Below are 13,423 nucleotides of genomic sequence, written 5' to 3' on the forward strand. Positions count from 1 at the left end.
AAGTATAAGTGTTAAAATAGCATGAAGCAGATAATATAGTACAGTGTTTGGTTATTATAGTATAGCTCTAAGCAGGTCAATAGTTTTATTTTTATCTCAACTAAAAACACAAATTCAGATGATTATAAAAACTAGAAACTTTTTTTTAGCAATTTTGTTATGTGGTTATTTCACAACTCTTTTTGGGCAACAGCCTGTAGATGCTAAAAAATGCCAAACACAAAATGCCAATGAATATAATTTTTTGGCAAACCCCAAGGCACGAACTGAAAATGAAAACTTTAATAAGTTTACTAAAAACTTTGTTCAAAGTAAATCATTTTCTCAAAAAGCAGCAGAAACCTACACAATACCAGTCGTTGTACATGTATATGGTACAGTACAACATGGTAAAACGGTAAATTACGACAAAATACAAGGGGCTCTGGATGCTCTTAACAAAGATTTTAATGGACTTAATGATGATTTTAATACGATCGATCCGGTTTTTGATGGACGTAAATCTACATTAAGTATAAAGTTTGCCTTGGCAAAAATTGATCCTAATGGAGGTAGCACCAATGGAGTAATCATTCATCCCGTAGCATCTGGAATGGGTAATTATAACAGTCCGGTTGTAGCAGCAGACGGATGGGATAATTATAAATACATGAATGTTTATATCACAGGAGATCTTTATGGAGATGGCGTTTCTAACAATTCGGGAGTAGCATGGTACCCGGATACTACAATGTCTGATGAAAACATAGCAAGAGTAGTGTATAACGGGCAGTATTTGCACGGTAATACCGGTAAAGAATTTGCATCTGTTTTTACCCATGAGTTTGGTCATTGGCTTAACTTGATACATACTTTTGAAGGAGGTTGTGATGACCCGAACGGAGATCAGGTAAACGATACTCCTAAAGAAGATACGGATTCTGGAGACGATGGATGTGTTGTTGGAGCTAGTGATTGTGGGAATTTGATTAATTATGAAAATTATATGGGGTATGATGCAGCAGCAGGCTGTGCAAAAATGTATACCAAAGGACAGGTAAGCAGAATGTTGGCAGCATTACAACATCCATCAAGAAAACCATTATGGCAACCGGCTAACCTAATTGCTACAGGAGTGAACCTAAATGGAGCAGCCCTTTTAGTAGCCAACAATACGGTAGAAGAATCTTTAGATAATAATGGTACATTGGTAGATGATTATTACGATATTGATATTCAAAACGGGACATTTTCTATAAGTTCAGGAACTCTTACACAAGGAACACATTATACTTCTAGCCTTCCTCAAGGATTTTCGCCAACAATAACAGTAATTAGTAATACAAAGTTAAGAGTAAGATTTAACGGGAGTGCTAATAATCACACTATTGCAAATAATGCAGCAGGGACTATTACGCTAAAAAACGCTATTATTTCCGGAGGAACAAATACCTTAAATACAGACAAAGTTTCCTTTAACTTTTCTTTTTATGATCCTTATAAAGTGGTGTATGTAAACAATGATGATTATACAGCAAATGCTACAACAACATGGACATTTTTTAGAATAACAGGAGCAGATAGTAATTCTTTCGGAACCTTTTTTGAAAAGAATGCTTTAAAATTAGAAACGTACAAAAAAGCATTAGTTTGCTCATCAGGAACAAGAAATCCTTTGCCAATTGCAGAAAACACATTAATATCTGCACAAAGTAGCTGGGTTAATGGGGGAGCTTATCCGGATTTACATGTAATTAGAGATGCAGGTTATACCGCCTGGGATGGAAAAACCGCCTATATAGGATTTCAATTAGAAATATACTCAGGAAAAACCAATTATGGATGGTTTAGAGTTCAGGTAAATGCAGATGGATCCTCCTATACTTTATTAGATTATGCATATAGTACAGAGCCTTTTGGAGCTATTAAAGCAGGAAGTAAAGAGTGGAACGGAGGAAATAATCCTACTTGTAACGATGGTATACAAAATGGAGATGAAACAGGTATAGATTGCGGAGGATCTTGTACCCCATGTAATACTAATGTTATCTATTGTGATGCAAAAGCAAACAGTTCATCCGATGAGTATATAAGCAGAGTTCAGTTAGGGACAATAGATAAAACATCGGCGGCAGGTACAGGAGGCTATAATGATTTTACATCGGTGTCTACAAATCTTTCTAAAGGGAAAACAAATACTATAACAATAACACCAACTTGGAGATCAACAACATATTCAGAAGGGTATAGTGTGTGGATTGATTATAATCAGGATGGCGATTTTGCAGATGCAGAAGAACAGGTATGGAGTAAATCTGCATCAAAAGACACTTCGGTAAGCGGTAGTTTTATAGTTCCGTCTCAAGCTAAAAATGGAAATACAAGGATGAGGGTAGCAATGCAATATAATGCAATACCACCATCATGCGGATCTTTTAGCTATGGAGAAGTAGAAGATTATACAGTTTCTATAGGAGATGGAGGTGGTTCTAACCCAACGTGTAACGATGGTATCCAAAATGGAGACGAAACAGGGGTAGATTGTGGAGGTTCCTGTACTCCTTGTGCAAACAATGGTACTGTAGTATATGTAGATATGCAAGACAGAACGGCTAGTTCATCAAAAACATGGGACTTTTTCAGGATAGAAGCAGGAGATGATAATGGATTTGGAGCTTGGTATAGCAATAACTCTATAAGATTAGTTACTTATAATAAAGATGTAGTATGCGAAGGGACTACAAGTAATGTAACCTTTATAGCAGAAGGAGTAGAAGTTGGCGCATCCAGTAATTTTGTCGCTAACTCTAATAGCTATGTGGTTGGTTCTTCTTCATATACAAATTGGAATGGAAAATCAGGTTATATAGGATTTACTTTTAAAATTAACGGGAACACACATTATGGGTGGTTTTATGCTACTGTTGCCAATGATGGATTATCCTATACCATATTAGACTATGCATATAATACCACTCCAAACCAAGGTCTTATAACCAAAAGAAATACTGCTAAAGTAAAAGAAGTTTCAAAAAATATGATCACGGTATATCCTAATCCATTTACAGAAACCACTAATATTGATTTGACAAAATTAGGAAATGAGAAAATAGAGGTAAGTATGTATGATATGTTAGGAAGACTTATTTCTTACAAAGAATACATTGTAAATCCGGGAGTAGTATCTTTTGGGGAAAAAATCACCAATAAAGGAAATTATTTTGTGAAATTTAAGTCTAACACAACCTCAGAAATTCATACTATAGTAAAAAAATAAATTCGTAGTATTTTTTGTTTTTAAAGAACTACCCGAAATTAAAATAAAGTTTAAACTCTTTGTTTTAATTTTTTGGGTAGTTTTTTTGATTACACAAAAATTTACTCTACATTTGTAGAGTAAACTCTAATAATGTAGAACAATGCAGTTGTCAAAAACAGAAGAACAAGTAATGCAGTATCTCTGGAAGCTGAATAAAGCTTTTATGAAAGATATATTAGACGCTTTTCCAGAGCCTAAGCCTGCAACTACCACTGTGGCTACATTATTAAAAAGAATGACAGATAAAGGATTTATTGATTATAAATTATATGGTAAGTCAAGAGAATATTATCCACTAGTCAAAAAAACAGACTATTTTTCTAAACATGTAAACGGGTTAATAAAGATTTTTTTTAATGATTCGGCTTCTCAATTTGCTTCCTTTTTTACATCAGAAACTAATTTGTCCACTACCGAATTAGAAGAGCTTAAAAAAATAGTAGACCAACAAATTCAAAAACAAAAAAAATGATTGTATATGCCCTAAAATCATCTTTGTGTATAGCCTTGTTATGGGGGTTTTATACATTGTTTTTAGAACGGGAAAACATGCACCATTTTAAAAGATTTTATCTGCTGTTTAGCCTGATATTTGGATATACTATTCCTTTGCTCACTTTTACATACACAACAGATGTAGTAGATATTCAAGAAAACCTGCAACAACCGGTTACTTATGTTACACAAGCAAAAGAAATATCAGAAAAGGAATCTTTTATAGATTATCTTTCAATAATTTTATGGAGCATTTATGGCACAGGAGCTTTGATTTTTGCGATTCGGTTTATAAAAAACATCCGCAATTTGATGAAGAAAGTAAGACAGAATGAAAATATTAAAGAGCTTTCACATACCAATGTGCTTCTTGATAATCCACTTGTACCATATACTTTTTTGAAATATATATTTGTCCCTAAAAAAGAATTTAAGAGTCAAACAATTCCGCAAGAGGTTCTTTTACATGAAAAAACCCATGTACAACAAAAACACACTTTGGATATTTTATTTGTAGAGATATTACAGGTCGTTTTTTGGTGTAATCCAATGTGGTTCTGGATAAAAAAATCAATTAGATTAAATCATGAATTTCTTGCAGATCAAACCGTATTAAAACAACAGTTTTCAATATGTCAATACATGAACTTACTTGTTAATTATCCAAACAGTACTCATCACACTGTGTTAACAAGTCCTATCAATTATTCATTAACCAAAAAACGAATCGTTATGATGTCAAAACAATTTTCTAAAACAAAAGTAGCAGCAAGATTGCTGCTACTTTTACCAATCTTGTTTATCTGTATGTTACTTTTTAATAATAAAATTGTAGCACAGCAAAAAAATATAAAGTGTACAAAAAACGTAGCATCCACGCATCCGGATAAAAAAATCAGGATTCGGGTACAAAAGGAACAAATTACTGTTAATGATATAACTACCAGTGCAGATGGTTTTGCTGCTACTATAGATGAGTTAACAAAGCAATGGAAAGATGATGAACTAACCGAATTTCAATTTGATGTGCAGATTATGAACTCAGAAGATAACTTTGTTCAAGAACTTAATCAAGCATATAGAAATACAAGGTTATACAAAGCTAATCCCGACGGTCATGATCTGATCCCGCCTCCACCACCATTACCATCTGCTCCAAAAGTTAGAAAAGGAGAAAAAAGTATATTGCCAATACCATCATCACCAAAAGTAAAAAAAGGGGAACAAAGTGATACTCCAATGCCACCAACACCTCCCAAAGCTCCATCTAATATACAGCAGATCGAAATTGATGAGGTAGAAAATGAAATAGAACAAGCAACTATGGAGGCAGAACAAGCTAGGGTAGAGGCAGAAAGAAAAAAAGAGATAGTATACGAGCAGGCAGAGGCAGAAAGAGAAATCGCAATGACACGAGCAGAAGAGGCTGAATTAGAGGCAGAGGACTTAAAAACGATAGCCATGCAAGAAGTTCAGGAAGCTAGAGAAATTGCCATGGAAGCAGCAAAGGAGGCTCGGGAAACCGCTTTAGAAGCAGCCCAAGAGGCGAGAGAGATTGCTATGGAAATGGCTTACAGATCTCAAGAAAGAGCTCATAGAGTGAGAGAAGAAGGAATGAGAAAAGCAGAGAAGGCAAGGGAACATGCAGAAGAAGCCAGAAAACATGCAGAAAAAGCACGTGAAAAAGTACTTGAAAGAGCAATGAAAACTCGTGATGAGGCAAGAAAAGAGGCTGAAAAAGCTAGAAAGGAGGCACGTAAAGCTATGGAGGAAGCCAGAAAAGAAGCTGAAAAACTAAGAGAAAAAGCTAGAAAATCAAGAAAAGAGTAAATAATCTGTTAACCCTTATTTTGGGACTTATTTACTTAGACTTGACATCAAGAACAAAATATACTTTTGAGAGCATACCTTGTAAACTGACTTCGAGGCTGTTGACTCATACTTAAAAACCTCGTTTCTACGAGGTTTTTTTGCAACATTTGTTTATAAACCAGCGTTATATCTTTATTCATCATCAAAAAACCCTTAGATTATGTTAAAACGTTTTTTTATTTTATGCTCAGGAGCAGATGCAGATATATTAACAGATAGCTCTGGTGGCGAACAAAACAAGTATGCAGGTATAGGAGCTACTGTTTTTTTTACTGCTATTATGGCTTTTATAGCCGCCAGCTATGCATTGTATACAGTATTTGATAATTACTTTGTTGCAGCCTTTTTTGGTTTAATTTGGGGAGTGTTGATCTTTAATTTAGATCGGTTTATAGTTTCTACTATTAAGAAAAAAGATAATTTTATGGACGAATTGCTACAAGCTTCTCCCAGAATTATTTTAGCAGTAATTATTGCTGTAGTTATTTCTAAACCATTAGAACTAAAGATCTTTGAGAAAGAAATTGACAGAGTATTACTGGAACAAAAAAATGAATATACATTAGCAAATAAAGAACAAATTGCAACCCAGTATACTCCTGCAATTACTACACTGGATTCTGAAATTGAATCCCTTAAACAAGAAATCATTACCAAAGAAACAGAAGTAAATACCCTTTATGAAACCTATATAGCAGAAGCAGAAGGAAGAAAAGGTACCGAAATTATAGGTAAAGGACCGGTGTATAAAGAAAAGCGGGATAAACATGATACTGCTTTGGCAGAGTTGTCAGAATTGAAAAAAGCAAATTCAGAAAAAATAGTAGCTTTAGAAACTCAAAAAACAGAATTAGCTGCAAAGTATGAAGATCAAGTAAATACATCACAGCCAATTATTGATAATTTTGATGGTTTAATGGCACGGGTTACTGCTCTAAACAAATTACCCTGGTTACCTTCGTTTTTTATCTTTTTATTATTTCTGGCAATAGAAACCTCGCCAATTTTTGCAAAACTACTTTCTCCAAAAGGGGAATATGATTTTAGATCTGCAGATCTGGAAAGCGAAATAAAAACCTGGGTATCGCAAAAAGAGGCACAAAGAAAAACAATGCTAGAAACAGATCATGTCATAAATGATAAAGTATATGGAGATCTTACCGAAGAAGAAGAGTTATATGCGTATAAGAAAAAAATAGCCCGGGAGATGATGAAAAAGCAACAAGATGCTTTTTATAAACGACAAACAGGGATTTTATAGCTAAATTTATTTTTAAAAAAGTGAATTTTCGATTTCATGAAATTCTAATTCCTTTCCATTTATGTCGTCTTTTGGCTACACCATAAAAGTTAAGTTATAATGGTTAGGATTTGTGAATTTTAACAGAAATATTTATAAATCTTAACCACTGTTTTTAAAGAGCCATTAATCCATTAAAATTTAAAAAATAAGAACCAATACTTCCATTGGGGCGATTGGTAATGTTCTAAAGGATTTATTTGCAATAGAATCGAATTCATAAAAAGTAGAATTATAACATTGTTTTGGTAAAGCACGATTTTTTTCTTTCTTATTTTTTTTCTAGTCTAGAATATGTTTTATTACTTTTTTGCTAAACAATCGATTAGAACTTAATTCAATATTTTTTAAGATTTTTTTGTGATTTACGATTAAGATTATGGCTCATTATACGGTTATCCCTTATATTGCAAAAAGATATTTATAAGCACAGTATTCAAATATAAAAATGAAAGATATTTATTGTATTATTTTACTTTTTATAAGCCTGCTTTTCATCTCCGGAAAAGGAACAGGAAATATTTTAAAAGAAGAATTTGGTGAGAACAGGTATTCGGTGTCAGATTCTTTAGCGCATAAAACCTTTGATGAATTACGGTCCCTTTTTATTAAGAATTATAAAGATTCTGTTATCACCAAAAAACTATCTAATATATATCTTGATAAGGCAAAAAAAACCAAGGATAGTATCGAGACAGCAAATGGATATCGAATGTTTTTTGAAATTAATGTAAATACCCCAGAGGTTGCTTTGCTGTACGCAGATTCTATGATCGATATTACCAGAGGGGTTAAAAATGAATATTATCCGGCAAGGGGGTATCTTTTAAAAGGATATATTTTGCAAAGGTTAGAGCGATACAATGAAGCTCTGGAATCGTATCTGTTTTCAAAAAAACATGCCGAGATCAACAAAAATATGGGGCATATTATTGCTATAAGTCATAATATCGCAACGCTTAAAACTACTCTGGGAAAAGATCACGAAGCTTTAAATACCTACAAGAAAAATCTGGATCTTTTAGTCACTCAGGATACTATCGATGAATTTAGATCAGAGTATATAGCAACTCTATATAAATTATCAGACAGCTATAATCGATTACAGAAATATGATACCGCACATTATTATTTAAAAAAGGGTATTGCAACTACTTTGTCAGGAAACAGACCTCAATACTATTCTAATTTATTATCCTCTTATGGGATCAACAGTTATTATAGAAAAGAGTATACTATTGCATTAGATAGTTTAAATAAATCGCTAACCCTATCTAAAGAAAGCCCTTATGGGGATATTCTTGTTACCTATTTATATTTAGGAAAAACATTGTTGCAATTAAAACAGGAAGAAGAAGCTATAGGGTATTTTAAAAAAATAGACTCTGCGGTACAGGTGTCTAATTATGCTTTAGAAACCAGAGAAGCCTTTATTTTATTAATAGATTATTATAAAAAGAAGGATGATAAAATCAATCAGCTAAAAATAATGGAAAAGCTGATAAAGCTGGATAGTAGCTTTACAGCAAAATCTAAAAAATTGCACATAGATATTGTAAAAAAATATGATAATATACAACTTATCAAAGATAAAGAAGCATTAATAACTACTATTAAGAACCATAGCAAGGGGACTATCTATCAATTATGGGTTTTTAGCGGATTAGCTATTGTATGTATAAGTTTGGGATATTTTTATTTTTATAAGAAGAGAAAGAAAAACTATGAGAAAGTTTACCAAGAAAAGTTGTTAAATGCGCAAAATATAAATCAAAAGAAAGCAAAAAGCGCAAAAGATATTGAGTTGGCACCAGAATTAAGGCTTGAAATTTTAAAAAAATTAGAAAAATTTGAACAAGATCTGTTTTTTATAAAAAATGATGTTACCATGGCAACAGTTGCTAAAAAATTAAAAACAAATTCGACATATTTATCTAAGATTATTAATATAGATAAGCAAAAAAACTTTGCAAATTACATTAATGATTTGCGTATAGAGTATTGTATGAAACAAATAAGAAACAATAAAAAATTTAAGCAATATTCTGTAACATCTATGGCAAATGAAGTAGGTTTTAATAATATACAATCTTTTGTTAAAGCTTTTTATAAGAAAAACGGATGTAATCCGGCTGAGTATATAAAAAACATTGATAATTAGCTACTTAAGGATGAAATAAAGCACTGTAGATTTATAAATTTTAACCAAAGCATAGAAAACAATCTAGTAAAAGAATATTTTATTAAGTATATTTAATCACTTACTTACATTTAAATTAATTTATTATGAAGACAAACAAAAAAAGGAATATCAAATTAGAAAAAATTAAAGTTTCTAAACTTAATAAACCAAGTAAAACAGCAGTAAAAGGAGGAAATGCAAATATTGAAGGATGCAGTAATGTAGGAGGACTTATGTCTTTGATTTTTGGTGCTAATGAAGGTTGTAGATACTAAAAAGCTTAATCTATTATAGGAAAATAAAAAGCGAAAGCTTTCTTTTTAAGATAGTTCCCGATAATCAAATCTAAAAATAGATGTATTTGATTATCGGGAACTATTATTTTATACAGATATTCCAAAAGGATCCTCTATAGAGTGTGCAGGTTGCGTAAACCATTTGGGACCTTCTTCTGTCATGTATATATGATCTTCCAGCCGTATACCAAATTTATCGGGAACACATATCATAGGTTCATTGCTAAAGCACATCCCGGGAGCGAGGATGGTATCTTCATGTCTTGCTATGTAGGGCCACTCATGTATATCCAATCCGATTCCATGTCCTGTTCTGTGCGGTAGGCCAGGAATTTTATAATCCGGTCCAAGACCATTGGCTTCGAGAGTTTTTCTAGATGCATTATCGATTACAGCACAGGGTTTTCCTAATTGAGCAGCTTTAAATGCAGAAAGTTGCGTCTCTTTTTCGAGACTCCATATTTTACGTTGTTCCTCATTAATTTCACCATACACATAGGTTCTGGTAATATCGGATATGTAGTTATGCAAAACACAACCGGTATCGATCAAAACCATTTCATTTTCCTCCAGATTTTTTGGTGCTTTTACTCCATGCGGAAAAGAAGAATCCACACCAAACAATACAATACAAAAATACGAGCCAGAAGGTATACCATATCGTTTATGAGCTTCGTTAATAAATTCTATAACCTCTTTAGCACTTATTCCTATTCTTAATATTCGTGCAGCAGCTTTTTGAACCTCTAGAGTTATATCCATAGCGGCTTGCATAATAGCAATTTCTGAAGGAGATTTTATCATTCTGCAACCAGCAGTAACGGGTTTTGCATTAATTAACCCGTAGGTTGCCGGGATTACTTTTAAAATTCCGTCGATTACAAAAAACGGAGTAGCTTCATCCATTGCAATCTTTCCTTGCGTTATATTTTTGCTTCTAAGAATTTCTATGCACAACTCGTAAGGATTTTCATGTTCTTCCCAGCAATGAACAGGGCCTTTTACTACCATAAAATCCAGGATAGTGCCTTTTTCAAATTGGGGAGCTATATAATGTACCTCTCCATCAGAAAATAGTAATGCTCCTACCATTCGCTCACTGGGATTCCATTTTGTACCTGTAAAATAAAACAAATTGGTTCCTGCATGAAGATATACTACAGGGATGTCCTGCTGCTTCATAAGCTCACAGGCTTTGTGTATTCTAATTTGAAACTCTTCTTCCAAAATAGGTTGTACAAGATGAGCTTTTGGCTGTATAGCATTTAATTCTATTTCGATGGTAGAACCACCTATCCCTAATGCGTTCATAAATTAGTATTTGTAGTAAATGGTTATGTGTTTATTAATTCTTCAATTTCGTCTATTTCAATCGGCATTGCTTGCGTAAGGTTTATATTTCCTGTTTCGGTAATTAAATAGTCATTTTCTAATCGGCAACCAATACCTTCTTCAGGAATATAAATCCCGGGTTCGCAGGTAAGTACCATTCCTGGTTCTAAAACTTTAGAATATAAACCTACATCATGCACATCTAATCCAAGATGATGCGCAGTACCGTGCATAAAATATTTTTTGTACAAAGGTTTTTCGGGATCTTGATTAGCAATATCAGAAGCTTGCAATAGCCCAAGTGCAATAAGTTGTTCTTCGATTAAAGCTACCATTTGTTTTTCATAATCAGCAGGAAGTATACCGGGTTTTAGTAACTGGCTCCCTTTTTTTAAGCAATAAAGCACAGAAGAGTACACTTCTTTTTGTCGTTTAGAAAACTTACCGTTTACAGGAATACAACGTGTAGTATCACTATTATAATTTCCGTAGCAAACGCCAAAATCCAATAATATCATATCTCCTTCTTTACAAATACTGTCATTCGTATTATAATGTAAAGCACAGGCATTTTTTCCTGAAGCCACAATGGGTTTAAAGGCATGTCTTGTACCCCCGTTTTTAATAAGCATATACGTTAGTTCAGCTTCCAGCTCATATTCTTTACAATTTGGGGTTACCGTTTTAAGTACCCTATGAAAACCTTTAATGCTAATATCTACAGCTTTTTGTAGTAATGCAATTTCTTCATCAGATTTAACAGGGCGCAAGGTTCTTGTAATTTTTGCAGCCCTGTAATATTGGTGTAAAGGATATTTTTCTTTGCACCAATTAATCATTCTGTCTTGTTGTGTTTGTTGATTATAGGTAACTCGTTTTATATGCTCATTATGTCCTAAATAGAAACCATCTGCTTCAAAAGCTATACTTTGAAGTGTTTTTTCAAAATCATGAACCCATTCAATTCTGTGAATACCAGAAATTTTGGATGCTTGTTCTTTGGTAAGTTTTTCCCCATCCCAAATTTTAATATGCTCACTGGTTTCTTTGATAAATAAAATCTCTTTATTTTCTTTTTTATAAGCATCGGGATACAGCATCACTATTGTTTCTTCCTGGTCAATTCCGCACAAATAAAACAGATCATTGTTTTGGGCAAATCCCATTACATCGTCTGCATTAGTATGTTTGATGTCATTAGAGGTAAGGATAGCAATAGTATTATCCTTCATTTTGGAAACAAATTTTTTCCTGTTCTTTATGAATAAGCTATTGGGGATAGTTTGGTATCGCATATTAAAAAGTTCTGTCGGGGTGGTACGAGTCCAGTTTTAAAGATGTTTTTTTGTCTGATACAATTTCAGAAACTAATTTTCCTGTAGAGGGCCCCATGCTCCAACCCATCATGGCATGACCGGTTGCAATAGTTAGGTTTTTACATTTTTTAGACTTACCAATATAAGGTATTCCATCTGGCGAAACAGGTCTTAATCCACATTGGGCAGTATCTTTTTCTGTAGTAGAAAGTTTTGCTTTAGGATAATATTTTTGGGCAGCATTGGCAATGGCTTCTACCCTTACTTTGTTAATATTATGATTAATCCCTGCAATTTCCATAGTGCCTGCAAATTGGGTAAAATTTTGCATAGGGGTTATTGCTACTTTGGCCTCTGCCAATATAGCCGGAATAGTGATGCCAAAATCTCTTTCAGAGGTAATACGATATCCTTTCCCTGCTTCCAGCAATAATTTGATCCCTAGTTTTTTACTTAGCAGGTTGGACCAGGATCCGGCTGCCAAAACAAACTCATCTGCGGTATATGTTTTATTTTTAGTTTGTACGGAAGTAATTTGATTATTGGTTACTGCTATATCCTCAACTTTTTCATTTTTGAGAATTACTACTCCGGAGTTTACAAGATATTTTTTCATTTCCTCCATAAAAGTTTGTGGAGTAGTATGCCAGTCACAGGCATAATGTACAGCTCCTTTAGCTTGTATATCTGCATTGGGTTCCAGCTTTTTTAACTCATGAAGCGAAAGTTCTTTTACAGCAAGGCCTTCGTTAGTAGCAATGTTGGTGACTTTAATTTCCTCTTCCAACATTTTGTCGGTTTGGCAAATCATTAGAAGCCCTTTTTTTTCTAATTGAAAAGAGAAATTTTCTTCAGACTTAATTTCAGAATATAAGTCTCTACCCAATACTGCAATATCTTTGATAGCAGGAATCCCCCGATTTACATTTTTTGCAGAGCAGGATTTGTTAAAAGCCCAGGTCCACTCCAGAAATTCTGGATGAAGACGCGGTTTTATAAATAAAGGACTTGTAGAGTTGAACATCCATTTTAACCCCTTTTTCATTACTCCGGGAGCAGCAAGAGGAATAATATGACTGGGAGAAAGATACCCGGCATTAATATAAGAGGCACCAAAATCCATAGAGGATTGGTCAAGAATAGTTACTTGATGCCCTTCTTTTTGTAAATAATAAGCCGAACATAATCCTATGATTCCACCGCCGATGATAATACAGTTTTTCATCTGTTTGATGTGTTAATGTTTTAGTGTTTTGATGATTTAATGTGTTAGTGATTTAATGTTTTAATGATTTAATGTGTTAGTGATTTAATGTTTTAATGATTTAATGT

Annotated in this window: 9 protein-coding genes; 6 read left to right on the forward strand and 3 right to left on the reverse strand. The window is 33.4% G+C overall.

Going from position 1 to position 13,423, the window contains the following annotated elements; genetic code table 11:
- Positions 1-118: 118 nt before the first annotated feature.
- From ACZIYX_RS02620 to ACZIYX_RS02645, 6 genes are all read left to right on the forward strand, one after another.
- Complete coding sequence (locus tag ACZIYX_RS02620; RefSeq protein WP_462680641.1) at positions 119-3,256, forward strand: M43 family zinc metalloprotease; 3,138 nt, start codon at positions 119-121, stop codon at positions 3,254-3,256.
- A 142-nt stretch (positions 3,257-3,398) separates the two neighbouring features.
- Positions 3,399-3,770: a BlaI/MecI/CopY family transcriptional regulator gene (locus ACZIYX_RS02625; protein WP_462680642.1), complete on the forward strand. Its 372-nt coding sequence runs from the start codon at positions 3,399-3,401 to the stop codon at positions 3,768-3,770.
- Positions 3,767-5,623: a M56 family metallopeptidase gene (locus tag ACZIYX_RS02630; RefSeq protein ID WP_462680643.1), complete on the forward strand. Its 1,857-nt coding sequence runs from the start codon at positions 3,767-3,769 to the stop codon at positions 5,621-5,623. Before ACZIYX_RS02625 ends, ACZIYX_RS02630 begins: the two co-directional genes overlap by 4 nt.
- Positions 5,624-5,825: 202 nt before the next feature.
- Complete coding sequence (locus tag ACZIYX_RS02635) at positions 5,826-6,926, forward strand: DUF4407 domain-containing protein (RefSeq protein ID WP_462680644.1); 1,101 nt, start codon at positions 5,826-5,828, stop codon at positions 6,924-6,926.
- 487 nt (positions 6,927-7,413) lie between these two features.
- Positions 7,414-9,126 carry a helix-turn-helix domain-containing protein gene (locus tag ACZIYX_RS02640; RefSeq protein WP_462680645.1) on the forward strand — a complete coding sequence of 571 codons (1,713 nt, stop codon included), beginning with the start codon at positions 7,414-7,416 and terminating at the stop codon, positions 9,124-9,126.
- 125 nt (positions 9,127-9,251) lie between these two features.
- Positions 9,252-9,422, forward strand: a complete 171-nt coding sequence (locus tag ACZIYX_RS02645; RefSeq protein ID WP_462680646.1) for a hypothetical protein — start codon at positions 9,252-9,254, stop codon at positions 9,420-9,422.
- Positions 9,423-9,530: 108 nt separating this feature from the next.
- Here the strand turns inward: ACZIYX_RS02645 and ACZIYX_RS02650 are convergent, their stop codons facing one another.
- The 3 genes from ACZIYX_RS02650 to ACZIYX_RS02660 are packed head-to-tail and all read right to left on the reverse strand — an operon-like array spanning position 9,531 to position 13,316.
- The gene (locus tag ACZIYX_RS02650; protein WP_462680647.1) at positions 9,531-10,754 is read right to left on the reverse strand and encodes a M24 family metallopeptidase; all 1,224 of its coding nucleotides are present in this window, start codon (positions 10,752-10,754) and stop codon (positions 9,531-9,533) included.
- Positions 10,755-10,777: 23 nt separating this feature from the next.
- Positions 10,778-12,070 (reverse strand): aminopeptidase P N-terminal domain-containing protein, encoded by a 1,293-nt coding sequence (locus ACZIYX_RS02655; RefSeq protein WP_462680648.1) that lies wholly within the window; start codon positions 12,068-12,070, stop codon positions 10,778-10,780.
- Between the two features lies 1 nt (position 12,071).
- Positions 12,072-13,316 (reverse strand): NAD(P)/FAD-dependent oxidoreductase, encoded by a 1,245-nt coding sequence (locus tag ACZIYX_RS02660; RefSeq protein WP_462680649.1) that lies wholly within the window; start codon positions 13,314-13,316, stop codon positions 12,072-12,074.
- Positions 13,317-13,423: the final 107 nt, after the last annotated feature.

Source organism: Aquimarina sp., assembly GCF_977115655.1.